Raw genomic sequence first — 24909 nt, forward strand, 5'->3', positions numbered from 1 at the left:
TTAATTAAATAAATAGGATGCACGCATAATAATGTTATAAAATTTTAATAAACTTTATATATCACACAATTTTTTTGCAGCTGATTCTAATGTAAAGCCATCTTTGGCAAAACAAAAACGTATTAATTTTTGATCTTTATGATCAGAATAAAAAGTAGAAATAGGAATAGCTGCCACGCCATGATCTGTGATTAGTTTTTTGCAAAAAGTAACATCGTCATCGTTTGAAATGTTGGCATATGATGCTACTTGAAAATAAGTTCCTTCACAGGCCTTTAGTTCAAAGCGGCTGTTTTGAAGAAGTTTCTGGAAATAATCTCGTTTTTCCTGATAGAATTTCCCTAAGAGATTTACATCGACAACATCTAAATATTCACTTATAGCAGCTTGTGAAATGCTGTTGACACTAAATACTAAAAACTGATGTACTTTTTTGATTTCCTTCATTAAATGTTCAGGAGCTACTGTATAACCAATTTTCCAACCTGTAATGTGAAATGATTTTCCAAAAGAAGAAACCATTATACAACGGTGCAAAAGAAAATCTTTGGTATGAGCCGAAATATGTTTTTCTTCGAAAGTAATATATTCATAGACTTCATCTGACAAAACAATAATTTCAGGATATTTTAAAAGTAATTTTTCTAATTCTAAAAAATCATCTCCTGTCAAAATTTTCCCCGTTGGATTATGCGGATTGTTGATGATGATCATCTTTGTTTTTGATGAACATGCTTTGTCTATAATTTCCCAATTGGGTGTATAATCATTGTTTAATGGTACACGAACTGGTTTTGCATTACAAAGTAGAACAGGGGATTCATACGAATCATAACTTGGATCCAGAATAACAACTTCGTCTCCTGTTTTTATTAAAGCTAAAATAGAAGTAAAAATTCCCTGAGTTGCTCCTGCCGTAACTAAAAGTTCTAATTCAGGATTAATTGTTCTATTGTATGAGCTGTGAATTAATTTTGCAATCTGATTCATCAACGGCGGATAACCTGCCATTGGTGTATATTGATGCACATTTTCTTTCGCTAATCTTGCAATAATATCGGTTAGTCTTTCATCTACGGGAAAATTAGGAAATCCCTGTGATAGATTAATGGCATTATATTCTGTTGCCATTTTAGACATTACCGTAAAGATGCTTGTGGTTATATTTGGAAGTTTACTCATTAGAAAGTTTGATTAAAAAACTTGTGAGTACAATATAAGATAATTTTTACGATTACATTTTATGAATAATAAAAATTGTAGGTCGATTATGTAAATCAACTTTTAGTTTCTTCCAATCAGCGATACGCATTGTTTTAATGAATTCTGTTGGTAAAGTAATATCTGTAGCAATACAAAGATGAGTAGAAGGATTTACAATTTGTAAAATATCTTCAACCAGTTTGTTGTTTCTATAGGGAGTTTCTATAAAAATCTGAGATTGATTTTTATCCTGGGATAATTTCTCAAAATGTTTTAAAGCTGATTTTTTTTCGTCTTTGTCAATAGGTAAGTAACCGTTGAAAGTAAAGCTTTGTCCATTCATTCCGGAAGCCATCATGGCTAGTAATATAGAAGATGGTCCGACTAAAGGTACAACCTGAATTCCTTTTTCATGTGCTAATTTTACAATTACAGCTCCTGGATCAGCAACTCCGGGACATCCGGCTTCACTCATTAAACCTACATTTTTGCCTTCTAATAAAGGTTTTATAAAGTCTAAATGTTCACTTGGTTCTGTACGTTTGTTAAGCGTGAAAAGTATAAGTTCTGATTGCTTCTTTTCCGGAGAAACTGCTTTTATAGATTTTCTGGCTGTTTTTTCGTTTTCAACAATATAATGATCTATAAAATCGATACTTCTTTTTACTGTTTGTGGTAAAACGTCCATAGGATCGCTTTCGCCCATTGTAGTTGGAATTAAATATAGTTTTCCTGGAAGTTTCATGTGCGGTTTTTTATATTGTTTTAAAAAAAAAATAAAAAGCTATGGATGTTTTTCTATGAGCTTTTTTGCGATTATATCCGTTACTTCGTCCAGCATTTGATATACAGTATCAAAACCATTAGGAACACCAAAGTAAGGATCCGGAACATCTACATTTTCGTCCGGAAAAAGTTCATTCAGAATAAGTTGAACTTTGTTTTTATGTTCAGGAGTTTTTGCAAGATTAATTACATCCCTGTAATTTGAATTATCCATTACATAGATGTAATCAAATTCGTCTAAGTCAGCAGCTTTAAATTGTCTGCTTCTTTGAGTATCTATACAGAGTCCGTTTTTTTTGGCAATAGCGATAGATCTTTTATCTGGTGAGTGACCTAAGTGCCAAGATCCGGTTCCTGCAGAATCAACCATAAAGGTATTAGGTAATTTTGATGTTAAAATACCTTCGGCTAAAGGTGATCTACAAATATTTCCCAAGCAAACCATTAAGATTTTTACTGGCATGATGCGTTTATAGCGTTAATTTTTTGTTGATGTCTTCGACAAATTTTTTGAATTGTTTGTCTGTAGAAACTAAATTATCAACAGTTTTACAAGCATGTAAAACGGTAGCGTGATCGCGATCCCCAATTTGTGAGCCAATGTTTGCCAAAGAAGCTTTTGTGAATTTCTTAGCAAAAAACATGGCCAATTGCCTCGCCTGAACCACGTGTCTTTTTCTAGTTTTAGATTGAAGAGTTTCAATGTCCAACTGGAAATAATCTGACACAATTTTTTGAATATAATCAATAGAGATTTCTCTCTTTACATTTTTAACAAATTTCTCTACAACGCTTTTAGCCAATTCGATCGTAACTTCTTTTTTGTTGAAAGAAGATTGTGCGATCAGTGAAATAATTGCGCCTTCAAGTTCTCTAACATTGCTTTTGATATTACGGGCAACATATTCAATAATGTCTTCCGGCATTTCAACACCATCACGATATAAGATGTTTTTAAGGATCGAAATTCTGGTTTCGTAATCCGGCTGGTGTAACTCAGCCGATAATCCCCATTTAAAACGTGATAATAAACGCTGTTCAATATCCTGCATGTCAACAGGAGCTTTGTCAGAGGTTAAAATTACTTGTTTCCCGTTTTGGTGCAAGTAGTTAAAAATGTGAAAAAATACATCTTGAGTTCCTGATTTTCCAGATAAAAACTGAACATCATCAATAATCAAAACGTCGATTAATTGGTAAAAGTGAATAAAATCATTACGATTATTCTTTTTAACCGAATCAATATATTGTTGTGTGAAAATTTCGGCAGAAATATATAAAACCGTTTTTTCAGGATATTTATCTTTTACTTCGACTCCTATAGCGTGAGCAAGGTGTGTTTTCCCTAAACCAACTCCACCAAAAATCAATAAAGGGTTAAAGGATGTTCCTCCGGGTTTGTTAGCAACAGCCATACCTGCAGAACGGGCAAGACGATTTGAATCTCCTTCTAAGAAATTGTCAAAACTGTAATTGGCATTTAATTGCGATTCAATTTTAAGATTTCTAATTCCGGGAATTACAAATGGATTTTTAAGTTCAGGATTTAAGTTTTTAAACGGAGCATCAACCTCTTGCGGTTTCATTGGCACTCTGTTGGCACTTGGCAACTGTTCGGTAAAAGGTTGTTTATTGCCATAAGTGTTCTCCATTTTAATTTTATAGAGTAACTTTGCGTTTTTTCCTAGTTCTTTGGTAAGTGCAACTTTTAATAATTTAACGTAATGTTCTTCCAGCCATTCGTAGAAGAATTTACTTGGTACTTGAATATATAACGCGTTGTCGGTTAGCTCAACTGATTTGATTGGTTCAAACCAAGTTTTGTAGGCTTGATCTTGAATATTGTCTTTTATAAAGGACAAACAGTTTTCCCATACCGATTGAGCAGTTTTAGTCATAGATTCAGATAAATTTTTTATTATTGATAAAGATTCTCCTAATAAAAAAGGAGCAATTTTATTCCGTATTTCGGGATAACAAATATGTGAACAAATTTCTGTAAAAAAAAATATTTTGGACTCTAATTTTATAAAAAAATGTTGTAAGTGAACTTTTGGAAGCTAATTTTTTTTAATATATAAATAATGAAAAATCATCAAACGCAAGTGCGTGTTCGTTACTCAGAAACAGACCAAATGGGAGTTGTTTATCACGGAAATTATATCCCTTATTTTGAGATAGGACGTGTGGAATGGCTTAGAAATAAAGGGATTTCGTATAAAAGTATGGAAGAAAGCGGAATTGGATTGCCGATCGTCTCCATGCAAATAAATTACAAAAAATCGGCACGCTACGATGAGCTCCTTACGATTCATACTGCTTTCAAAAGTCAGTCATCTGTCAAGATTGAATTTGACTGCGAGATTTATAACGAAGCGAATGAGTTATTAACAACTGCCGTATTTATTTTAGTATTTATTTCGTTAAAAACAGGTCGTCCAACTGCCCCTCCGGATTATATTTTAGAATTGTTTAAAACGCTTGTCTAATTGTTAAAAGGAGATAGGTTTTTGTAACTAATTATATAATTTTAATGTCGATTTCGAACATTAAATCAAAAATGTCGAATACAGATTCGGCATTTTTTTTGCGCGTTTTTGTTTTAATTTTACCAATTGGCAAACCGGAATCTTCATCAATTTCCATTTCCTGAGATGTGATTTCCAGCTTTTTTTCTTTAATTACCCGCATTACTTTGTTCATGTTTTTATAATCAAAACAGATTAAGAAATGAACATCGATTGTTTTTTCAATCACCTCACAAACGTCAAGAGTCATTTGCGCTGTAGTTTTATAAGCAGCAATTAATCCACCGACACCTAATTTTACTCCTCCAAAAATCCGAACAACAACTACAAGAACGTTGGTGAGCCCAAAAGATTGTATTTGTCCGTAAATTGGTGCTCCGGCAGTATTGCTTGGCTCGCCATCATCATTAGCGCGATAGGAGATTTTGGGAGCTGTACCTAATTGATAAGCGTAACAAAAATGTACTGCATGCGGATGTTGTTTTTTTAAGTTTTCGATAATAGGTTTTACTTCATCTTCATTTTCGATAGGAAAAGCATAGCCAAAGAATTTGCTTCCTTTTTCTTTTAAAAGTATTTCTTCAGATTCAAAAGCAATTGTTTTATAAGTATCGTTGTATTCCAAAAGGTAAATTTCAAGATTAATTTTTGTGCTAAACTTTTTCTCTCGTAGATTTTGCAGATAAAGCAGATTTGTTTTTAAGGTATTTAAGATATCTGCAAAATCTGCGAGAAAGATAAAATGATAAGCTAAATTATTTTTTTATCAAATAAATCCACGACATCTTCCTCTCCAACTTGCAAATTCCAAACATGGAAACCTAAAGTAGCAGCAGAATCTGTGTTTTCTTTTTTGTCATCTATAAATAAAGTGCGTTTTGGAGATAATTCGTGTTTTTTGATTAAGTACTGAAAAACTTCAGCATTTGGTTTTCTCATTCCAATTTCAAACGAAAAATAAACTTTCTCAAAACATTGATAGAAATCGCTGTAAAAAGAGATTCCACTTTTGTTTTCGAAAGTTGCAATATGTATAGCATCTGTATTGCTTAATAAGAACAATCGGTATTTTTTAGAAAGCATTTGCAAAAACTCTAAACGATATAAGGGGAAATCTGCTAAAACAGCATTCCATGCTTCAAGGATTTGTTCTATTGAGGCATTTGGAAGTTCTTTTTGAAAACCTGCCAGAAAATCATCATAAGATATGTCACCCGTTTCAAACAAAAGATTCAAACGATCCAATTCAGCATTCCATTCCGTCATGCCTAATTTCTGCAATCCTGAAATGGTAGCCTGTTTGTCTAAATTGATAAAAATATCTCCAAAGTCAAAAATTATAGTATCAATCATGATTTCTAATGTTTAATAATTCGTCACCCTCTAAGTAAATTTTCGTTAGGTTTTTCTTTTGGATAATGGGAGCTTTTGTGCCTTTTCTGAAAATGCTTTTCCCGATAAAAATACGGGCTTCATCCCAGATGTTCTCATCTATAAAAGATTGCAAAGTCTGTAATCCGCCTTCAATAATAACAGATTGAATTTGGTGTTGATATAAAACAGCTAAAATCTGCGGTATTATGTCCTGATTAAAATCAATTATTTCAAAGTTAGTGTTTTCTGTTGAGCCGTTTGTTTCAGATTTAGTAAATACAATAGTTTTTATACTGTCGTCAAAAATAAAGCTGTCTTTCGAAATGCGATTGTTTTGATCTAAAACAACTCTTACCGGATTATTCCCTGACCAGTCTCTGGTATTTAATTTTGGATTGTCGTCAATAACAGTTTGGGTTCCTGCTAGAATGGCTTGTTCTTCACTACGCCATTTATGAACCAGTTGCCTTGAATATTGATTTGTAATCCAGAAAGGTTTTCGGTCTTGATTAGTTTCTTTTTCAGGAGATAAAAAACCATCCTCACTTTCGGCCCATTTCAATATTATATAGGGTCTCTTTTTTTGATGAAATGTAAAAAAGCGTTTGTTTAGTTCGTTGCATTCATTTTCAAGAACACCAACAATAACATTAGCTCCGGAAGTAATTAATTTTCTAATACCGTTTCCTGCCACTTTTTCATTTGGATCTACAGTTCCTACGACTACATTAGGAATTTTATGTTCTATAATTAAGTCACAGCACGGAGGTGTTTTTCCAAAATGACTGCAAGGTTCTAAGCTCACGTAAATTGTAGCCTTCTTTAATAACGATTTATCTTTTACAGATTGTATTGCATTAACTTCAGCATGCGGTTCACCGGCTTTTCTGTGCCAGCCCTCGCCAATGATTTGATCTTCATAAACAACTACGCTTCCAACCATTGGATTAGGATATGTAGTTCCAAACCCATTTTGTGCTAATTTAATGCAACGTTTTATGTATTTTTCATGTATATTCACAGTGCAAAAGTAGTTATTTTTGTTTAGTTCAATAGTTAACACAATAGTTAAGAAACTATCAAAAAACTATTTTTACTTTTGTATATAGATAATAGGAATAAAGAAATATGAAAAATTGGATTATCAGATCTATCAAAAAAGAAGACAATCAGGCAGTTGCTCAATTAATAAGATCGGTTTTTGATGAAATCGAAATACCTAAAGTGGGTACAGCTTATGAAGATCCTTATTTAGATTTAATGTTTGAAGAGTATAATAAGCCACAATCCGTTTATTATGTAGTCGAAAATGAAGGCGAAATTGTAGGCTGTGCAGGAATCGCACCATTAGAAAATGGAGATTCTAATATATGTGAATTACAAAAAATGTACTTTTTGCCTAAAACTCGTGGTCTGGGTATTGGTACAAAAATGATGGAAAAATGTTTGGAACAAGCGCGTAATTTTGGTTTTGAAAAATGTTATATCGAAACAATGCCGTTTATGCACGCTGCACAAAAATTATATGAAAAATCAGGATTTGAATATTTAGATGCCCCAATGGGATCCACCGGGCATAGTTCTTGCCCTGTGTGGATGTTGAAAGATTTATAAGCTTATGAAAAAAAATGTTTTTGTAATTATTTTAGTTTCGGTTTTATTCTCTTGTAATGGTTCTCAGGAAAAAAAGGTAAAAAAAACCAGCAGTATTATCAATAAAACTACTGTTAAAGATTCTTTGAAAGAGGATGAAACGGTATCAGATGAAGAGTTTAAAAAAGAATTTGATATTCTATTGCCAAGAAGTTATCGAACTTATGATGCTAAAAATCCTGCAACTTCCTTAAGTGAAAAATGGATTGAATTATATGAAGAAAACGGAACGTATTATTTAGGAAAAGCTGATTTTAAAACAGAAAAAGATTTTGATGAATGTACCGGAGATTCTTTGGTGTCAATTTCTCCTAAAAATAAAGTTATTGTTTTTATGGATCTTCCGGAACTGAAAACAGGGAGTGTTAAATCCTTAAAAATTAAAAAACGAAAAGTCTGGCCTAAAGAAAAAGTGTCTTATGCATTTAACAGCGTTGATTATGTTTTTAGGGCCGAAGGAAAAGTTCTTTCTCAGTTTAAAACAGATCCAGATGAAAATGAAGAACAAATTTTTAAAAACGTAGCAAATTATAAACTTTATCTAACCATAGGAAATGGGACCGAAAAATTGCTTCTTGCAGAAGATTCATTTCAGGATACATTTGTAGAGTTGCTTTTTGCCGGGGACATTGATGCAGACGGAAAATTGGATTTTGTTTTTGGTGCAAATAGAAATTATGAAGAAGAACGTGTGATTTTGTTTCTTTCCTCTAAAGCTAAAAACGAAGACACTGTAAAAAAAGTTTCAGAAATAGCAGTGCAATTTGATTGCTAAAAAAATCTTTTTATAATAACAGATATAAGAAAATGAAAATCAAACAATATCGTACTCAATTTATTAAAGAATTATCGCCTTTTTACGATGCGTACGAAGCGGAAAGTTTTTTCTATTTGATTTTAGAAGACAAACATAAATTACGACAAATTGATTTAGCATTAAATCATGAGTTAACTTTTTCAGAAAGTGATTTTGTTGTATGGGATTCATTTTTGGCCCAATTAAAAAAGGAAGTTCCAATCCAGTATTTATTAGGGAAAACTAATTTTTTTGGTTTGGATTTTGAAGTCAACGAAAATGTTTTGATTCCAAGACCGGAAACTGAAGAATTAGTAGAATGGATTATCAATGAAAATTCTAAGATTGATAATTCTAAAAAAATTAAAATTCTGGATATTGGTACCGGAAGTGGATGTATTGCTATTTCTCTGGCAAAAAATATTCAGAATGCCGAAGTGTATGCAATTGATGTTTCGAAAAAAGCATTAGAAACAGCTAAGAAGAATGCAATAAATAATAACGTAGAAGTGACATTTATGTTTAAAAATATTTTGGAACTTGAAGTCCTAAAATATGATTTTGATATTATTGTCTCAAATCCGCCCTATGTTCGTAATTTAGAAAAGCAGGAAATTAAAAAGAATGTCCTGGATTATGAACCGCATCTCGCGCTTTTTGTAGAAGATAATGACGCCTTGGTTTTTTATCGAAAAATAGCAAAACTGGCTCAAAATAATCTTTTAAAAAATGGACAATTATATTTTGAAATCAATCAGTATTTGGGTGATGAAATGAGGGAATTGCTCGAAAATATGAATTTTACAAATATCGAATTAAGAAAAGATATTTATGATAATGACAGAATGATTTCCTGCAAGGTTTCTATGGCTTAATACTAGTTTTGAGATTAAATATCATGATTATTCATAACGTAAAGCTTCAATTGGATCTAATTGAGAAGCTTTGATTGCAGGATATAAACCTGAAACAATGGCTACGGTAAAACTAGTTGCAAAAGCAGCAAAAATGGCTACCCACGGAATTACAAATACAAAACTCATTGCAGTTGCGATAGCAAAACCCAAAAGAATTCCGATTATAATACCAATCAAACCTCCAATTTGTCCAATCAATAAAGTTTCGATAAAAAATTGAACAGCTATTGTTATTTTTTTTGCTCCTAAAGCTTTTCTAACTCCTATTTCGCGTGTACGTTCTGTAACTGAAACGATCATAATGTTCATTAAGGCAATCGAAGATCCTAAAATGGTAATAACACTGATGATCCAGGATGCCCAGCCTAAGTATTTTGTGATTCCAAGAATGCGGTTTATCAAATCATCGCTGCGGCCAATTCCGAAATTATTGTCGCGAACAGGGCTCAATTTTCGCACTCTTCGCATTGTACTTGTAGCATTATCAATCGCTTCATCAAGAAGTTCTTTTTTAGCAACCATTGCACTTAAAGTATAATTGATATTTGGAGCAGTAAATAATGATCTTGCAACCTGTATTGGAATCAAAACACGTAAATCCTGACTGTTCCCAAATGTTGATCCTTTCTCTTTTAGAACTCCAATAACTTTAAAACGAGCACCGCGAATCGAAATTATTTTATCAATTGGATTCACGTCTTTTAATAAACCTTTTTCAAAATCTGATCCTACGACGCAGGAATAAGTATTGTTTTCAATATCAAATTGATTAAAACTACGGCCGGAACTTATCTCTAAACCTGAATTGGTGATAAAATGTTCATCAACACCCAGAATGCTTATTTCAGGATCGGTTTTTTTGTCCATATATTTTACTTCAGCCGTTTTTGTTGCTGTAAAAGATAAAGAAGTTTCTGTAAAAGGATATTTGTATTTGTTTTTAAAAGCAACCGCTTCAGGGTAAGAAATAATTGGGTTAATGATTTCACGCTCATTACTTCCGCGGTTTTTTAAATTGTTTTCGTATTGGTTAATGTTGAACGTATTTGCTCCCATAGAAGCAAAATTAGTCGAAATGGTATTTTCAAGAGCTGTTACCACCGTTAAGATTCCTACCAAAGCGGTAATCCCGATAGCGATAATTAAAACGGTAAGAATAGTACGCAATAATTGTGTTTTGATAGAACCAAAAGCAATTCGGATATTTTCTTTAAATAATTTTAGCATCATGACCAATTTGTCACGAAAATACGTTTTTTGTTACAAGTTTGTTTTCGAACTGGCATTATTTATTTTAAAAAATAAGATATTTGCAGTCGATTCGAGATAATGAAATCTAAATAATCTAAGAAAGTTTTGGATTTTCGGCTTTAAGCCAAATCTAGAAGCTAAAATCAGCAATTTAAAATAAAAAGAAAAATGGCTTCAAAACCAAGCATACCACAAGGAACAAGAGATTTTTCACCTGCAGAGGTGTCAAAACGTCAATATATAATTCAGACTATAAAAAATAATTTCGAGAAATTTGGTTTTCAGCCCATCGAAACCCCTTCATTTGAAAATTCAGATACATTGATGGGTAAATATGGAGAAGAAGGCGATCGTTTGATTTTTAAAATATTGAATTCAGGTAATTTTTTCTTTAATAAAAATAAAATTGAATTACCGGAATCTATAGAAGCACTGCAAGCAAATTCTGCTGAAACAATAAACCTGGATCAAAGAATTGAGCTGAATAAATTTACCGGAAAAATTTCAGAAAAAGCATTGCGTTATGATTTAACGGTTCCTTTTGCGAGATATGTGGTGCAGCACCAGAACGAAATTGAGTTTCCTTTTAAAAGATATCAGATTCAGCCTGTTTGGAGAGCCGACAGACCGCAAAGAGGACGTTATAGAGAATTTTATCAATGTGATGCTGATGTTGTAGGCTCAAAATCATTGTGGCAGGAAGTAGAATTGGTTCAGTTATATGATACTGTTTTTACTTCTTTAGGTTTAGAAGGAGTGACTATTAAAATAAACAACAGAAAAATATTATCCGGAATTGCCGAAGTAATTGGAGCATCGGATAAATTGATCGATTTTACAGTGGCTCTTGATAAACTGGATAAAATTGGTGAAGATGGTGTGAAAAAAGAAATGATCGAAAAAGGTATTGCTGAAGAAGCGTTGTCTAAAGTTCAGCCGCTTTTTAGTTTTTCAGGAACATTTTCAGATAAAATAAATCAGCTTTCAGATTTATTAGCAGAATCTGAAGAAGGAATGAAAGGTGTGGAGGAACTTAAATTTATTTGTGACAATGTGGCAATTTTAGGTTTGGCAACGGCAACTCTGGATCTTGATGTAACCCTTGCGCGTGGATTGAATTATTATACGGGTGCTATTTTTGAAGTAGCAGCGCCAAAAACAGTTTCAATGGGCTCTATTGGCGGAGGCGGAAGATACGATGACTTAACAGGTATTTTTGGATTGAAAAACATGAGTGGAGTTGGAATTTCTTTTGGTCTTGATCGTATTTATTTAGTTCTCGAAGAATTACAATTGTTTCCGGAAACTGTTGCGGCAACATCAAAAGCATTATTTATTAATTACGGAGATGTTGAGGCTTTGTACGCTTCACAAGCGATTCAGAAATTGAGAAAAGAAAACATAAAAGTTGAATTGTATCCTGATAATGTAAAAGTAGGCAAGCAATTTCAATATGCAGATAAACGTTTGATTCCGTTTGCAGTAATTGCCGGCGATCAGGAAATTGCCTCCAATTCATATTCGCTTAAAAATCTGGTTTCAGGAGAGCAAATCTCTGTTGATTTTGAAGGATTAAAAGCTGCTTTACTGGCTTAACCGGGAATAGGGATAAGTTTTTTTGCCACAGATTCACATATTAAAATGATTTTTATTCGTGAATTCGTGGCGGAATTAATTACAAAGTTCACAAAATTGTAATTTGATTAAAAAGACGCGAATTTCTCAAAGGTTTGATGGTGATTATGTTACTGAATTGTTAGCGTTTATAAGCTTAAATCTTTTAAAATTTGCGTCAAATAGTTGGTAGAAAAGAAAAAAAAGCATTTAATTTGCGGCCTTAAGTTACGGGCGTAGTTCAAGGGTAGAATAGCGGTCTCCAAAACCGTTGATGGGGGTTCGAATCCCTCCGCCCGTGCAATAAAATATATCAAATAACAATAGTTATTAATTATTTATCAGAGGCTTTTGAGGAGTTAAGGTAAAAGCATAAAAAAAAGCTTCGTCTGTAATAGGCGAAGCTTTTTTTAATATAAGGTAAACTTGAATTAATAATTATTTATGAAGCCGAGGCCAACCCTTAAATTCAATTTTGATAGATAATACTATAATTTCCAATTTGGATCTCAAATATACTACAACTAAAACGTAATAGTCTTAAAATTGTATTAAATTTTGTGGGATTTCATTCGCTTTTTAAAAGCCTCATTTGTAATAAAGTGACAATTTGACATTTTAAAACATTTGGCAGTAATTTTGCAATCCAACAGAAAGAATAAAAAATGAAGTTTAAAAATATTTTTAAAAATAAAAGTAATATGACTACGGAAAATACAGAGTTCGATCAGGAATTAGATGATGTAACGTTAGAGAACAACGCCAACGGTGAACAATTAATTGTTGAAGAATTAAGTGTTGAAGAGCAATTGGCTCAAGACTTGGCAAAAGAAAAAGATAAGTTTTTGAGATTATTTGCTGAATTTGAAAATTACAAAAAAAGAACTTCAAAAGAGCGTATCGATTTGTTTAAAACAGCAAACCAAGAAGTTTTGTTAGCAATGCTTCCTGTTTTGGATGATTTTGACAGAGCGACTGTAGAAATCAACAAATCTGAAGATGAAAATCTGAAAAAAGGAGTAGAGTTGATCTATGAAAAACTAAAAAGCACTTTGGTATCTAAAGGTTTAGAACAAGTTGAAGTAAGAGCAGGTGATGCTTTTAATGCTGATTTTGCTGAGGCAATTACCCAAATTCCGGCTCCGTCTGATAAATTAAAAGGGAAAATTGTCGATGTTATTGAAAAAGGATACAAATTAGGAGACAAAATTATTCGTTTCCCTAAAGTGGTTATCGGAAACTAAAAATGTAAATTAGATTCTGAATATCAATTTTTTAAGAATTGGATTTTGGAATTTATCCTGATTATTATCGGGATGGAATTTAACCTAAATTATGAAAAAAGATTTTTACGAAATACTAGGCATTTCAAAAAATGCCGATGCTGCCGAAATTAAAAAAGCGTATCGAAAAAGTGCATTGAAATATCACCCGGATAAAAATCCAGGCGACAAAGAGGCAGAAGAAAACTTTAAATTAGCGGCAGAAGCTTATGAAGTTCTAAGCGATCCTAACAAAAAAGCTAAATACGACCAATACGGACATCAAGCTTTTGATGGTTCAGGAGGTTTTGGCGGCGGTGGCCACGGTGGTATGAATATGGATGACATTTTCAGCCAGTTTGGAGATATTTTTGGTGGCGGTTTTGGTGGTTTCGGCGGAGGCGGTGGCGGAGGTCCTCGTCGTGCTAAAGGAAGCAATCTTCGAATTAAAGTAAAATTAACTTTAGAAGAAATTGCAAACGGTGTTGAGAAAAAAGTAAAAGTAAAACGTAAAGTTCAGGCTAAAGGCGTTACATACAAAACATGTTCGACTTGTAATGGTCAGGGACAAGTAATGCGTGTAACCAATACTATTTTAGGAAGAATGCAATCTGCATCTACTTGTCCTACTTGTGGTGGTTCCGGTCAAATTTTAGATAAAAGACCTTCTGAAGCAGATTCACAAGGTATGATTCAGGAAGATGAAACAGTATCAATCAAAATTCCTGCTGGAGTTGTTGATGGCATGCAATTAAAAGTTTCTAATAAAGGAAACGATGCTCCGGGAAATAGTATTCCTGGTGATTTGATTGTAGCTATCGAAGAATTAGAGCACGAATTCCTGAAACGCGAAGGTGAAAACATTCATTACGATTTATATATTAGTTTCCCTGAAGCTGTCTTAGGAGTTTCTAAAGATATCGAAGCAATAAACGGAAAAGTTCGTATTAAATTAGAAGAAGGAATTCAATCCGGAAAAATATTAAGATTAAAAGGAAAAGGTATTCCAAGTATAAACGGTTACGGAAGTGGTGATTTATTGGTTCACGTAAATGTTTGGACACCAAAGACACTTAATAAAGAGCAAAAACAGTTTTTTGAAAATGCTCTGAATGATGAACACTTCGTACCAAGCCCTGAAAAATCAGAAAAATCATTTTTTGAGAAAGTAAAAGATATGTTTTCATAAGCTAAACTTTTTCTAAAAGAATCAAATAAATTTTAAAACCCATTCTAATATAAATTTAGAATGGGTTTTTTGCGTAATTATACAAAGATTCGCTTCGAATTATTTACTTTTACAGGCTCATGATCATAATGATCAAACTGAAGCAGAAAATCTAAAATATAGCATGAGCAACTTACTCGAAGTACATAAAGTCGTAAAACAATACGGTGATTATGTAGCGCTTAACGAAGTTTCATTAAATGTACCAAAAGGTAGTATTTACGGGTTATTAGGCCCCAATGGAGCTGGAAAAACTTCTCTTATACGAATCATAAATCAAATTACTTTGCCGGATAGTGGCGAAATAATTCTGGATGGTGAAAAATTGCAGCCCAAACATGTGCAGACTATTGGATATCTTCCTGAAGAGAGAGGATTATATACTTCTATGAAAGTAGGAGAGCAATGTTTGTATCTGGCACAAATGAAAGGACTTTCTAAAGCCGAAGCCAAAATTCAGTTAGAATATTGGTTTGACCGTTTGGGAATTCAGGGTTGGTGGAACAAAAAAATCCAGGAACTTTCTAAAGGAATGGCACAAAAAATTCAGTTTGTAGTTTGTGTATTGCACAAACCAAAATTATTGATTTTCGATGAACCTTTTTCGGGATTTGATCCTGTAAATGCCAATGTTATCAAAGATGAAATTCTGGCACTGAGAGAACAGGGAGCAACAATCATTTTTTCGACACATCGTATGGAAAGTGTCGAAGAACTTTGTGATCATATTGCCTTAATTCATAAATCAAATAAATTAATAGAAGGAAAACTAAGCGATGTAAAACGTCAGTTTAGAACCAATAGTTTTGAAGTTGGAATTCTGACAAGTAATGTTGAAGGTTTGATGTATGATATCACACAAAAATTTACTGTTTCGCCTGCAAATTTTAAATCCTTAAATGATGATTTGAAATTAGATATTCAAATTGGAAATTCGACCCCGAATGAATTACTGAATATTCTAACACAACGTGGGCAAGTGACACATTTTGTAGAGAAAATACCAAGTGTAAACGATATTTTCATTCAAACAGTAACCGGATAGATTTTTAGATCGTTAGACTTCTTAGATTCTTAGACAGAATCTGGAAATCTAAAAAAAAAATCTAATAATCTAAGAAGTCTAAAAATCTAATTAATCTAAAAAATGAGTATTATTTCATTAATTATAAAAAGAGAGTTTATTGCAAAAGTTCGCAATAAGTCTTTTGTTGTCATGACTTTTTTAAGTCCGTTACTGTTTGTTGCAATAGCTGGATTTATTGGTTATTTGAGTTCGATGAAAGCAGAAACAAAACGAATTGCCATTCATGATGAAACAGGTTTATTTGCTAATGATTTTGTAAAGCAGAATAAAAAAGAAGCAGCTTTTAAATATTTGAACTTGTCTGAACTTAATGTAAAAGCATTAAAGGACAGTATTACAAATGAAAATTTTGATGGATTAATTATTATTCCAAAAGCAAATAATTTAAAAGAGCTGGAAAGTAAAATTGAGTTTATTTCGAACAATAGCCCAAGTATTTCTTTTATAGAAAAAACACAGGATGTTATCGCGGAGAAAATCACAAAGATAAATCTGGAAAAAGCAAAACTGGATACCTTGGCCATTCAAAAAGCACAATCGGCTGTTAATATGCATTTGATAAAAGCTTCCGGCGAAGAAAGTCTAAAAGGATTGAATGAAATAAAAATTGGTATTGGAGGCGCATTTGGCTATTTGATCATGATGTTTATTATCATTTACGGAAATATGGTCATGCGAAGCGTGATAGAAGAAAAAACAAACCGAATTATCGAAATCATTATTTCATCTGTAAAACCATTTCAGTTAATGATTGGTAAAATCATCGGAACATCACTTGCAGGATTGTTACAATTTATGATTTGGGCTATTATTGGTTTAGGATTAATGTTTGCCGCTTCGGCATTTTTTGGTGTAAATGTTGGTCCAACAGCCAGAATTTCGCCAGAATTAATGCAGTCAGCACAAAACGAAATGTCCGGAAGTGCCCAAATGTACATTAGCGAATTATGGAATTTGCCAATCGTAAGTATCTTAATTGGATTTGTAATTTATTTCGTGGGAGGTTACTTTTTATATAGTTCATTTTATGCAGCAATTGGAGCTGCTGTTGACAATCAAACGGATTCGCAACAGTTTCTTTTGCCTATATTAATGCCGCTTATCTTAAGTGTTTACATCGGATTTTTTACTGTTGTCAATGATCCTCACGGAACAATTGCAGTTATATTTTCGATGATTCCGTTAACCTCACCAATTGTAATGTTAATGCGACTTCCGTTTGGAGTACCGTGGTGGCAAATCGCAATTTCGGTATCATTATTGTTTGCTACTTTTTTTCTTGTGGTTTGGTTCGCAGCAAAAATTTACCGTATAGGTATTTTAATGTACGGCAAAAAACCAACCTGGAAAGAATTGTACAGATGGCTTAAATATTAACTTGAGATTCTAAGATTCTAAGTTTCTGAGATGCTAAGATTTTAGCTAAAAAACTCAGAAACTTAGCGTCTTAGTATCTTAGCATCTTTAAAAAGAATGAGTAAAATACTAATTATAGAAGACGAAGCCTCGATTAGGCGAGTTTTGGTAAAAATCTTATCAGAAGAGAACGACACTTATCAGGTAGAGGAAGCAGAAGATGGTGTTGCGGGACTTGAAAAAATAAAAAACAACGACTATGATTTGGTTTTGTGTGATATCAAAATGCCAAAAATGGACGGTGTTGAGGTTCTGGAAGAAGCTAAAAAAATAAAACCTGAAATTCCTATGGTTATGATTTCAGGACATGGCGATATGGAAACTGCGATTCATACCATGCGTTTGGGAGCGTTTGATTATATCTCAAAACCACCGGATTTAAATCGTTTACTAAATACAGTCCGTAATGCTTTAGATAAAAAACAACTTGTAGTTGAAAATAAAATCCTAAAGAAAAAAGTAAGCAAGAACTACGAAATGGTAGGTGAGAGTGAAGCTATTAATCATATTAAAGTTATGATTGATAAAGTAGCTCAAACTGAAGCCAGAGTTTTGATTACCGGACCAAACGGAACCGGAAAAGAATTAGTAGCGCATCAATTACATGAAAAAAGCGAGCGTGCTAATTTTCCTTTAATTGAAGTAAACTGTGCTGCTATACCAAGTGAACTGATCGAAAGCGAATTGTTTGGCCACGTAAAAGGTGCCTTTACATCAGCAGTAAAAGACCGTGCAGGAAAGTTTGAAGCAGCCGATAAAGGAACTATTTTCTTAGATGAAATTGGAGATATGAGTCTTTCGGCGCAAGCCAAAGTATTACGCGCTTTACAAGAAAGTATGATTACCAGAGTTGGTGCCGAAAAAGATATAAAAGTCGATGTGAGAGTTGTGGCTGCAACAAATAAAGATTTAAAAACGGAAATTGCCGAAGGACGTTTCCGAGAAGATTTATACCATCGTCTGGCTGTAATTTTGATAAAAGTTCCGCCATTGAATGAAAGACGTGATGATATTCCGGCTTTGATAAGACATTTTGCAGCAAAAATTGCTTCAGAACAAGGAAATGTGGTTAAAGTATTTTCGGCGCAAGCCATAAAATTATTGCAGGAATACGATTGGACAGGAAATATCCGTGAACTTCGAAATGTAGTCGAAAGATTGATCATTTTAGGAGGTAACGAAATTTCTGAAACAGATGTAAAAATGTTTGCAAGCAAATAGTGATTTTAGAATCTAAATTCTAAAATCATAAATCTAAAATTAGAATATGAAACTAAAGAAAATAAACGAAAAATTACAAGACGCTTTAATCGAAAATGGTTTAACTGAGGCAAATGTTTTGCAGCAGGAAACTTTTTCGACGATAAAAAGTGGTGCAGATTGCATTATTCTTTCTCCGGCAGGAAGCGGAAAATCGACTACAATTGTAATAAATGTAATCCAGCAATTGGCAGGTCATACAGAAGAATCGCCACGTGCTTTGATTTTTGTAGAGGATAAGGCAAAAGTATTGGAAATGGAAGCGCTTTTTGAAAAATACGGAAAATATACCAATCTTGAAGTTTACGGCGTACATGATAAAGGAGATACAGATTATGATAAAAATTATATTTCTACTGGAATAGATGTTTTAATTGGAACTCCAAATAAACTCAGTGATATGTTTACCACTGCGGGATATAATGTAAACCGTTTGAAGATGTTTATTATCGACGATGCAGATCCTATGTTGAAGTTACGTCATGAAACTAAAATCATGCGTATTTCTAACAGTATCACAAAAACGCAACGTATTATTTTTGCTGAAACATTGACAGAACGTATCGAAATTTTAGCAGATAAGATGATGTTAGAACCATTTTTGTTTGATATGGATGAAGAAGGCGAAGAGGAGCTTGATGAAGAAGAAGACGATATTCAGGAAGAGGAATAAAGTGGTAGTTTTCAGTCTCAGTCTGAAAACTGTGACTACGACTGAAAACTAAAAAAAGTAATCTATGGAGATGTTGAAAACACTTAAATTTTTGACAATTGTGCTTCTTGCGTTTTTTGTTTTTATTTATGCAGTCATTATTTTCTATGTGTATTTCAATCAGGTTGGAATGGTTTTTCAGAGTGCCAGATTACCAAAAGATTTCCAGTTTGATTATCAGCATAAATTTGAAGAATTAGATATTGAATCTTTTGATGGTGTAAAATTAAATGGTTTATTATTTAAGGCTGAAAATTCTAAAGGTTTGGTTTTCTATCTTCATGGCAATGCAGGAACATTAGAAACCTGGGGAAAAATTGCTAAAATTTATACCAATCTAGGATATGATATTTTTATTCTGGATTATAGAAGTTTTGGTAAAAGCGAAGGAGAAATAGAGAATGAAGATCAATTAAATAAAGATATTTCTATTGCTTATAAAACCTTAACCAAACGATATGCTGAGAATAGAATTATTATCACAGGTTATTCAATTGGTTCCGGATTCGCAGCTATTTTAGCGTCACAGAATAATCCGAAGGCTTTAATTTTGCAATCACCTTATTATAGTTTTACAGAATTGTCGAGCAGTAAAGTTCGGTTTTTTCCTGATTTTCTGAAGAAGTTTAGTCTGGAAACATACGAATATTTGCCAAAGATCAAAGTGCCAATTTATATTTTTCATGGAATGCAGGATCAATTGATACCTTATGAAAATTCAGTTCGTTTAAGTCATCTTTTAAAAAGTAATGGACATTTTTACCCGTTAAAAGATCAGGAACATACTGGAATGAATGAAAACAGTGATTTTCAAAATCAACTCAAAATAATATTACAATAAAGAATTAAAATAATTACAAAAACAGAATATAATGGGATTAATGAAAGTGTATTCAGGAAGTGAAGTTTTAGCACTTGCTTTGCAGGAAAGATTAGAACAAGCGGGAGTAGAAACAGTAAAAAAAGATAATATTCAATCAGCTCGTTTGGGAGGTTTTGGACAATCTGATTTAGCCGTTGAAGTATTTATTCAGGAAACAGATTTTGCAAAGGCAAATCCGGTTATTGAAGAATTCAGAATGAGTCTTTAGATAAGGAAATAGTCTCAGTTTTCAGTCTCAGTAAGCACTGAAAACTAAGACTGTATACTGCGACTAAAAACTGAAAACTAAAAAAATATGCAATATAAAATGCTAGTGCTCGACATGGATGATACCTTGTTGACAGACGATCATAAAATTTCAGCGCTTAACAAAAAAGTTCTTCTTGAGGCTCAGGCAAAAGGAGTTTATGTGGTCCTGGCTTCAGGAAGACCAACATCTGCAATGACGGCTTATGCAAAAGACTTACAATTAGATTTAAATGATTCTTATATTATTTCGTTTAATGGTGCAGTAATCAGTACAGTAAAAGATGATCTTGTTTTGTTTGAACAATGTTTAACACCGGAACAAATTCATGATTTATACGATTATAGTATAAAAATGAAAACTCATATTATTACTTACCTTGATGGTGAAATTATAAGCGAAACAGATTCTGAGTATATAGAAATCGAAAAAGAAATTACTGGATTACCACACAATAAAGTGCCTGATTTTAAAGCAGCAGTTACTAAACCTGCCGTAAAATGTATTTTATTGGCAGAGCCTTCATATTTAAAAGAAGTAGAGAAGGATTTAAAAGCTACAATGCCTCATTTAAGTATTGCGATGTCTAAGCCTTTTTTCTTAGAAGCGGCTCAAAACGGAATTGATAAGGCAGCAAGTATTAAACTATTGGCTGAAAAGCTTAACATTCATCAAAGTGAAATTATTGCTGTAGGGAATGCAGGAAATGACCTGACAATGATCGAATATGCGGGACTTGGAGTTTGGGTCGATAATGTGACGCCTGAACTGCGTGACAAAGCAAATATAATAGTAGCTTCAAATAATAACGATGGAGTTGCTGAGGTTGTGCAACGCTATATTTTAAATTAAGATTATTTGGGATGAAAGAGCCAATAGAAACAGAGCGATTACTTTTGAGGGAATTACAGATGTCTGATGTTGATGGAATGTTTGAATTGGATTCTAATCCAAACGTACATCTTTTTGTTGGAAATAAACCCGTGAAAAGTATCGAGGAAAGTATTGGTTATGTCAAAAATGTACAACAGCAATACAAAGATTTCGGAACAGGTCGTTGGGCTGTTATTCTTAAAGAAACCAATGCGTTTTTAGGTTGGTCCGGAATTAAGTTTATAACCAATGAAATCAATAATCATAAAGATTTTTATGAAATTGGATATCGTTTTATCGAAAAACATTGGGGAAAAGGATATGCTACAGAAGCCGGAAAAGCTTTTGTAGATTATGCTTTTAATGTAATGAAAGTTGATGCATTGTATGCTTATGCAGATGCAGGAAACGAAAACTCAAGAAGAATTCTGGAAAAGCTGGGTTTACGTTATGTAAACTCTTTTGAATACGAAGAAGAATTGGAAGTTTGGTACGAATTAAAAAATCCGAACATATAAAATCCTAAGAAATGCGTTCCAAATCTTTGTGGCCTTCTTATTTAAGATCTACAAAGATTTGGAAAACAGCTCGTAGTTTTTAATACTTTAAAGAAAAAGTATTGAATATTATTTTTTAGCTACAGAAACAAAATATTTATTTCCATCACCCATTGTCAACTTAACACGTTCGTCGCAAAGATCGATTGCAAAATTGGCACTTTCGTAACAAGTACAAGTAGTGTTTTTATCTTTAGACATTTCGGTTTTGCAATTGTTGTTTTTAAAAGTAGACAATTGAGGCGTATATAAGCTTACCAAATCAGTAGAAGCTGTTACTAAAGAAATAATACTTGCTGAATTATTATTAGTAATTCTGTAAACAATCCTGTCAGTATAGTTTACTTCATTTACGGTTACTTTACGAATATAAGTGTAAGCAGTTGAGCCTTCACCCGGTTCTTTTACTTCAAATTTAAATCCAACCGCACGAATTGCAATATCAAATTGTGATTGAGAGTTTAAGCTCGCCCATGTTGTCAATGTACTAATAGATGGAAATGGATTCGTAGCTGGAGCATTTGTTTGCGCTTGCGAGCTAAAAATGGTTAAGAACATCAAGCAGATTGTGGGTAAAAATGCTTTCATATGGAGTTTTAATTTTTAATTGTTGCCTACTCTTTCTGGTTTTCGGCATTCCCATTTTTTATAATAACAAAACAACAACATAACGATGGAAAATCAAAATTGTTATGACTTAATTATTGTTTAAATAATATAATTTTATTTAACTGCTTTTTGATGAAGTGAAATTACTTCTAAAAAATGATGTAAACAAAGTTAAATGTAAGAAAATTTGAATTTAACGCTTTAAAAAATGTATTTAATCGATGTTATTTGCACTTAATCGATGATTTTGTCATTTTATTCTTATCGAAAACATAAATTTATTTTTCACGCATGACTTTTATTCATCGCTTATTTTGTTTGTTTTATTATTTTTATGCTCTATTGAAATATAACTTTGTCGCAAAATATTGATATATAGTATATTATTGATTTTATTTTAAAGAATATTGTATGTAAATTTGCAAACTCTTCAAAAGAGATGTAAATATAATATCTTACTACTTAAAACGTAGTTTATTCCCATGGAAAATAGAAAAAAAGTTGCTTTTTATACGCTTGGTTGCAAATTGAATTTTTCAGAAACTTCTACAATCGCCAGAAACTTTAATGATGAAGGTTTTGATCGTGTTGATTTTGAAGAAATAGCAGACATTTATGTCATTAATACCTGTTCAGTTACTGATAATGCCGATAAGCAATTTAAGCAGGTTGTAAAAAAAGCAATGAAACTTAATGACAAGGCTTTTGTCGCTGCAGTAGGATGTTATGCGCAATTAAAACCTGAGGAATTAGCAGCTGTTGACGGTGTTGATTTGGTTTTAGGAGCAACCGAAAAGTTTAAAATCACGGATTATATTCATGATTTGAGTAAAAATGATATGGGTGAAGTTCATTCATGTGAAATTTCAGAAGCTGATTTCTATGTGGGTAGTTATTCTATTGGAGACCGTACCCGTGCTTTCCTGAAAGTTCAGGATGGTTGTGATTATAAATGTACATATTGTACTATTCCGTTAGCCAGAGGAATTTCAAGAAGTGATGCGTTAGAAAACGTTTTGCAAAATGCTAAAGAAATTTCATCTCAAAACATTAAGGAGATTGTTTTAACGGGAGTAAATATTGGGGATTACGGAAAAGGGGAATTCGGGAATAAAAAACACGAACATACTTTTCTTGATTTGGTTCAGGCATTGGATAAAGTAGACGGAATTGAGCGTTTGAGAATTTCATCAATAGAACCTAATTTATTGAAAAATGAAACAATCGAGTTTGTTTCTAAAAGCCGAACTTTTGTTCCTCATTTTCATATTCCGTTACAATCAGGCAGTAATGATATTTTAAAATTAATGAAACGCCGTTACTTACGTGAAGTATATACAGAACGTGTCAATAAAATTCGTGAAGTAATGCCGCATGCTTGTATTGGTGTTGATGTTATTGTAGGTTTTCCAGGTGAAACTGATGAGCATTTTTTAGAAACATATCATTTTTTGAATGAAATGGATATTTCTTATTTACACGTGTTCACGTATTCTGAAAGAGATAATACCGAAGCCGCTAATATGTCCGGAATTGTTCCTGCAAATGTCAGGGCTAAACGAAGTAAAATGTTACGCGGATTATCCGTTAAAAAACGTCGTGCTTTTTATGAAAGCCAAATAGGATCAAACAGAACTGTTCTATTCGAAAGTGAAAATAAAGAAGGATATATTCATGGTTTTACAGAAAACTATGTAAAAGTAAAAACACCATGGAATCCTGAATTAGTAAATACATTACAAGAAATTAACTTAACAAAAATCGACGAAGACGGAAGTGTTCGTTTAGAGTTTTTAAATAAATTGACAGAGGCTTAAATCTAATTTGTCATTTCGATTTCTACATCAAACTAATTTTTTTCAGGAGCTAATCCCGCTATCCGTTTCAATCTTTCGTGGCTCCCGAAGCCTCGGGACCGCCACAAAAGGATTTCCACTTCTATCGGGGCTATGGCAATCATTTTCATAATGATATTATTGTCTAATTTGTCATTCCGAGGAACGAGGAATCTCCACAAGTAACTCCGCAAAGATTGACGATTTTCTATATGGAGTTACTTGCGGATATCCTTCCTTCGTCAGGATGGCAAGAAAATGAAAAGCCCTTTTTTCACAAAGGGCTTTCTTGTTTTATAATATTATTTTTGATCTTCAGGAATCACTAATTTCAATGAATTAATATAATCCGTATCAAACTCGATAACTCTTATTTTTTGTGGATTAAAACTCAATTCTCCCCCAAACTGACCTTTTATATCTAAGAAATCAATGGTTAGTTCTTCGTCATTTAATTCGATTAGTTTTCCTAAATAAGCTGACTTTGCTGATTTTTTAGAAATCTGAAAAATTCCGTATTTGTTATTTACATACGTTAGGATTGAGCTTAAATCTCTAATTGGAATAATATCCTCTGCATTTGTTTTTAAGCCTTTCAACCGAATTACTTTTTCGGTAAATTCAAGATCCTGATCTCTGTGTACAGCTTCGATATTTTTATTTTTCAGAATTACAAAACCATCTAGTATAAAATCTTCGGGATTATTTCGCAGCAAAATCCAATCGTCAGAATAATCAATAAGGAAACCTGTAAACAGTTCTTTTTTATCTGTAAATTCTATTGCAATTAATTGTCTTAAATATTGTTCCATCATATG

At 32.7% G+C, this 24909-nt stretch carries 26 protein-coding genes and 1 tRNA gene; 17 read left to right on the forward strand and 10 right to left on the reverse strand.

Translation table 11 applies throughout. From position 1 onward, the window contains the following. Window positions 1-54: 54 nt before the first annotated feature. The 4 genes from RC62_RS11865 to dnaA are packed head-to-tail and all read right to left on the reverse strand — an operon-like array spanning window position 55 to window position 3887. Window positions 55-1182 (reverse strand): methionine aminotransferase, encoded by a 1128-nt coding sequence (locus RC62_RS11865; protein WP_055095443.1) that lies wholly within the window; start codon window positions 1180-1182, stop codon window positions 55-57. Between the two features lie 52 nt (window positions 1183-1234). Then, the gene (locus tag RC62_RS11870; protein WP_055095444.1) at window positions 1235-1948 is read right to left on the reverse strand and encodes an SAM-dependent methyltransferase; all 714 of its coding nucleotides are present in this window, start codon (window positions 1946-1948) and stop codon (window positions 1235-1237) included. Between the two features lie 39 nt (window positions 1949-1987). Then, the gene (locus RC62_RS11875) at window positions 1988-2452 is read right to left on the reverse strand and encodes a low molecular weight protein-tyrosine-phosphatase (protein WP_055095445.1); all 465 of its coding nucleotides are present in this window, start codon (window positions 2450-2452) and stop codon (window positions 1988-1990) included. A 7-nt stretch (window positions 2453-2459) separates the two neighbouring features. Then, entirely contained in the window at window positions 2460-3887 is a 1428-nt protein-coding gene (gene dnaA / locus RC62_RS11880) for a chromosomal replication initiator protein DnaA (protein ID WP_041517015.1), read from the reverse strand. Window positions 3888-4073: 186 nt separating this feature from the next. On the opposite strand from dnaA, the gene RC62_RS11885 reads away from it, so the two are divergent. Next, a complete protein-coding gene (locus RC62_RS11885; protein ID WP_055095446.1) occupies window positions 4074-4478 on the forward strand; it encodes an acyl-CoA thioesterase in 405 nt (134 codons plus the stop codon). A 31-nt stretch (window positions 4479-4509) separates the two neighbouring features. On the opposite strand, the gene RC62_RS11890 is transcribed toward RC62_RS11885, so the two are convergent. The 3 genes from RC62_RS11890 to ribD form a co-directional block, all read right to left on the reverse strand. Continuing rightward, window positions 4510-5142, reverse strand: coding sequence for an IMPACT family protein (locus RC62_RS11890; protein WP_055095447.1), 633 nt, complete (start codon window positions 5140-5142; stop codon window positions 4510-4512). 125 nt (window positions 5143-5267) lie between these two features. Then, the gene (locus tag RC62_RS11895; protein WP_055095448.1) at window positions 5268-5870 is read right to left on the reverse strand and encodes an HAD family hydrolase; all 603 of its coding nucleotides are present in this window, start codon (window positions 5868-5870) and stop codon (window positions 5268-5270) included. Beyond that, the gene (gene ribD, locus RC62_RS11900; RefSeq protein ID WP_055095449.1) at window positions 5863-6912 is read right to left on the reverse strand and encodes a bifunctional diaminohydroxyphosphoribosylaminopyrimidine deaminase/5-amino-6-(5-phosphoribosylamino)uracil reductase RibD; all 1050 of its coding nucleotides are present in this window, start codon (window positions 6910-6912) and stop codon (window positions 5863-5865) included. Before ribD ends, RC62_RS11895 begins: the two co-directional genes overlap by 8 nt. Window positions 6913-7019: 107 nt before the next feature. On the opposite strand from ribD, the gene RC62_RS11905 reads away from it, so the two are divergent. From RC62_RS11905 to prmC, 3 genes are read left to right on the forward strand one after another with little or no spacing between them, the layout of a single operon-like run. After that, window positions 7020-7505 (forward strand): GNAT family N-acetyltransferase, encoded by a 486-nt coding sequence (locus RC62_RS11905; RefSeq protein WP_055095450.1) that lies wholly within the window; start codon window positions 7020-7022, stop codon window positions 7503-7505. A gap of 4 nt (window positions 7506-7509) precedes the next feature. Beyond that, the gene (locus tag RC62_RS11910; protein WP_055095451.1) at window positions 7510-8319 is read left to right on the forward strand and encodes a hypothetical protein; all 810 of its coding nucleotides are present in this window, start codon (window positions 7510-7512) and stop codon (window positions 8317-8319) included. 32 nt (window positions 8320-8351) lie between these two features. After that, a complete protein-coding gene (gene prmC / locus RC62_RS11915; protein ID WP_055095452.1) occupies window positions 8352-9215 on the forward strand; it encodes a peptide chain release factor N(5)-glutamine methyltransferase in 864 nt (287 codons plus the stop codon). 27 nt (window positions 9216-9242) lie between these two features. Here the strand turns inward: prmC and RC62_RS11920 are convergent, their stop codons facing one another. Beyond that, window positions 9243-10487 (reverse strand): ABC transporter permease, encoded by a 1245-nt coding sequence (locus RC62_RS11920; protein ID WP_055095453.1) that lies wholly within the window; start codon window positions 10485-10487, stop codon window positions 9243-9245. Between the two features lie 189 nt (window positions 10488-10676). Here RC62_RS11920 and hisS point away from each other — a divergent pair, with 189 nt between their 5' ends. The 12 genes from hisS to RC62_RS11980 all read left to right on the forward strand — a co-directional run bounded on the left by hisS (window position 10677) and on the right by RC62_RS11980 (window position 21608). Next, window positions 10677-12104 (forward strand): histidine--tRNA ligase, encoded by a 1428-nt coding sequence (gene hisS / locus RC62_RS11925; RefSeq protein WP_055095454.1) that lies wholly within the window; start codon window positions 10677-10679, stop codon window positions 12102-12104. 248 nt (window positions 12105-12352) lie between these two features. Then, window positions 12353-12423: transfer RNA gene (locus RC62_RS11930), tRNA-Trp, on the forward strand. A 364-nt stretch (window positions 12424-12787) separates the two neighbouring features. Then, the gene (locus tag RC62_RS11935; protein WP_055095455.1) at window positions 12788-13366 is read left to right on the forward strand and encodes a nucleotide exchange factor GrpE; all 579 of its coding nucleotides are present in this window, start codon (window positions 12788-12790) and stop codon (window positions 13364-13366) included. Window positions 13367-13457: 91 nt separating this feature from the next. Continuing rightward, entirely contained in the window at window positions 13458-14573 is a 1116-nt protein-coding gene (gene dnaJ, locus RC62_RS11940) for a molecular chaperone DnaJ (RefSeq protein ID WP_055095456.1), read from the forward strand. A gap of 163 nt (window positions 14574-14736) precedes the next feature. After that, on the forward strand, window positions 14737-15657 hold the full coding sequence (locus tag RC62_RS11945) for an ABC transporter ATP-binding protein (protein ID WP_055095457.1): 921 nt from the start codon (window positions 14737-14739) through the stop codon (window positions 15655-15657). A 102-nt stretch (window positions 15658-15759) separates the two neighbouring features. Next, window positions 15760-17076 (forward strand): ABC transporter permease, encoded by a 1317-nt coding sequence (locus RC62_RS11950; RefSeq protein ID WP_055095458.1) that lies wholly within the window; start codon window positions 15760-15762, stop codon window positions 17074-17076. 96 nt (window positions 17077-17172) lie between these two features. Next, the gene (locus RC62_RS11955; protein ID WP_055095459.1) at window positions 17173-18336 is read left to right on the forward strand and encodes a sigma-54-dependent transcriptional regulator; all 1164 of its coding nucleotides are present in this window, start codon (window positions 17173-17175) and stop codon (window positions 18334-18336) included. 46 nt (window positions 18337-18382) lie between these two features. Next, complete coding sequence (locus RC62_RS11960; protein WP_055095460.1) at window positions 18383-19048, forward strand: DEAD/DEAH box helicase; 666 nt, start codon at window positions 18383-18385, stop codon at window positions 19046-19048. Between the two features lie 64 nt (window positions 19049-19112). Further along, window positions 19113-19928 (forward strand): alpha/beta hydrolase, encoded by an 816-nt coding sequence (locus RC62_RS11965; protein ID WP_055095461.1) that lies wholly within the window; start codon window positions 19113-19115, stop codon window positions 19926-19928. Window positions 19929-19959: 31 nt separating this feature from the next. Next, window positions 19960-20178, forward strand: a complete 219-nt coding sequence (locus tag RC62_RS11970; protein WP_055095462.1) for a putative signal transducing protein — start codon at window positions 19960-19962, stop codon at window positions 20176-20178. 87 nt (window positions 20179-20265) lie between these two features. Further along, window positions 20266-21069, forward strand: a complete 804-nt coding sequence (locus RC62_RS11975; protein WP_055095463.1) for a Cof-type HAD-IIB family hydrolase — start codon at window positions 20266-20268, stop codon at window positions 21067-21069. An 11-nt stretch (window positions 21070-21080) separates the two neighbouring features. Then, window positions 21081-21608 (forward strand): GNAT family N-acetyltransferase, encoded by a 528-nt coding sequence (locus RC62_RS11980; protein WP_055095464.1) that lies wholly within the window; start codon window positions 21081-21083, stop codon window positions 21606-21608. A 108-nt stretch (window positions 21609-21716) separates the two neighbouring features. Here the strand turns inward: RC62_RS11980 and RC62_RS11985 are convergent, their stop codons facing one another. Continuing rightward, complete coding sequence (locus RC62_RS11985) at window positions 21717-22235, reverse strand: hypothetical protein (RefSeq protein WP_055095465.1); 519 nt, start codon at window positions 22233-22235, stop codon at window positions 21717-21719. Window positions 22236-22738: 503 nt separating this feature from the next. Between RC62_RS11985 and mtaB the strand changes: the two genes are divergently transcribed. Then, window positions 22739-24073 carry a tRNA (N(6)-L-threonylcarbamoyladenosine(37)-C(2))-methylthiotransferase MtaB gene (gene mtaB, locus RC62_RS11990; protein WP_055095466.1) on the forward strand — a complete coding sequence of 445 codons (1335 nt, stop codon included), beginning with the start codon at window positions 22739-22741 and terminating at the stop codon, window positions 24071-24073. A gap of 320 nt (window positions 24074-24393) precedes the next feature. On the opposite strand, the gene RC62_RS11995 is transcribed toward mtaB, so the two are convergent. Beyond that, the gene (locus RC62_RS11995; RefSeq protein ID WP_055095467.1) at window positions 24394-24903 is read right to left on the reverse strand and encodes a hypothetical protein; all 510 of its coding nucleotides are present in this window, start codon (window positions 24901-24903) and stop codon (window positions 24394-24396) included. Window positions 24904-24909: the final 6 nt, after the last annotated feature.

The organism is Flavobacterium aquidurense (assembly GCF_001404985.1).
Taxonomy (GTDB): Bacteria; Bacteroidota; Bacteroidia; order Flavobacteriales; family Flavobacteriaceae; genus Flavobacterium; species Flavobacterium aquidurense_B.

Bases quoted from the DNA above. Each gene is read 5' to 3' on its own strand.
- RC62_RS11865 (WP_055095443.1), bottom strand. From the start codon at position 1,182: ATGAGTAAACTTCCAAATATAACCACAAGCATCTTTACGGTAATGTCT.
- RC62_RS11870 (WP_055095444.1), bottom strand. From the start codon at position 1,948: ATGAAACTTCCAGGAAAACTATATTTAATTCCAACTACAATGGGCGAA.
- RC62_RS11875 (WP_055095445.1), bottom strand. From the start codon at position 2,452: ATGCCAGTAAAAATCTTAATGGTTTGCTTGGGAAATATTTGTAGATCA.
- dnaA (WP_041517015.1), bottom strand. From the start codon at position 3,887: ATGACTAAAACTGCTCAATCGGTATGGGAAAACTGTTTGTCCTTTATA.
- RC62_RS11885 (WP_055095446.1), top strand. From the start codon at position 4,074: ATGAAAAATCATCAAACGCAAGTGCGTGTTCGTTACTCAGAAACAGAC.
- RC62_RS11895 (WP_055095448.1), bottom strand. From the start codon at position 5,870: ATGATTGATACTATAATTTTTGACTTTGGAGATATTTTTATCAATTTA.
- RC62_RS11905 (WP_055095450.1), top strand. From the start codon at position 7,020: ATGAAAAATTGGATTATCAGATCTATCAAAAAAGAAGACAATCAGGCA.
- RC62_RS11910 (WP_055095451.1), top strand. From the start codon at position 7,510: ATGAAAAAAAATGTTTTTGTAATTATTTTAGTTTCGGTTTTATTCTCT.
- prmC (WP_055095452.1), top strand. From the start codon at position 8,352: ATGAAAATCAAACAATATCGTACTCAATTTATTAAAGAATTATCGCCT.
- RC62_RS11920 (WP_055095453.1), bottom strand. From the start codon at position 10,487: ATGATGCTAAAATTATTTAAAGAAAATATCCGAATTGCTTTTGGTTCT.
- hisS (WP_055095454.1), top strand. From the start codon at position 10,677: ATGGCTTCAAAACCAAGCATACCACAAGGAACAAGAGATTTTTCACCT.
- RC62_RS11935 (WP_055095455.1), top strand. From the start codon at position 12,788: ATGAAGTTTAAAAATATTTTTAAAAATAAAAGTAATATGACTACGGAA.
- dnaJ (WP_055095456.1), top strand. From the start codon at position 13,458: ATGAAAAAAGATTTTTACGAAATACTAGGCATTTCAAAAAATGCCGAT.
- RC62_RS11945 (WP_055095457.1), top strand. From the start codon at position 14,737: ATGAGCAACTTACTCGAAGTACATAAAGTCGTAAAACAATACGGTGAT.
- RC62_RS11950 (WP_055095458.1), top strand. From the start codon at position 15,760: ATGAGTATTATTTCATTAATTATAAAAAGAGAGTTTATTGCAAAAGTT.
- RC62_RS11955 (WP_055095459.1), top strand. From the start codon at position 17,173: ATGAGTAAAATACTAATTATAGAAGACGAAGCCTCGATTAGGCGAGTT.
- RC62_RS11960 (WP_055095460.1), top strand. From the start codon at position 18,383: ATGAAACTAAAGAAAATAAACGAAAAATTACAAGACGCTTTAATCGAA.
- RC62_RS11965 (WP_055095461.1), top strand. From the start codon at position 19,113: ATGGAGATGTTGAAAACACTTAAATTTTTGACAATTGTGCTTCTTGCG.
- RC62_RS11970 (WP_055095462.1), top strand. From the start codon at position 19,960: ATGGGATTAATGAAAGTGTATTCAGGAAGTGAAGTTTTAGCACTTGCT.
- RC62_RS11975 (WP_055095463.1), top strand. From the start codon at position 20,266: ATGCAATATAAAATGCTAGTGCTCGACATGGATGATACCTTGTTGACA.
- RC62_RS11980 (WP_055095464.1), top strand. From the start codon at position 21,081: ATGAAAGAGCCAATAGAAACAGAGCGATTACTTTTGAGGGAATTACAG.
- RC62_RS11985 (WP_055095465.1), bottom strand. From the start codon at position 22,235: ATGAAAGCATTTTTACCCACAATCTGCTTGATGTTCTTAACCATTTTT.
- mtaB (WP_055095466.1), top strand. From the start codon at position 22,739: ATGGAAAATAGAAAAAAAGTTGCTTTTTATACGCTTGGTTGCAAATTG.
- RC62_RS11995 (WP_055095467.1), bottom strand. From the start codon at position 24,903: ATGGAACAATATTTAAGACAATTAATTGCAATAGAATTTACAGATAAA.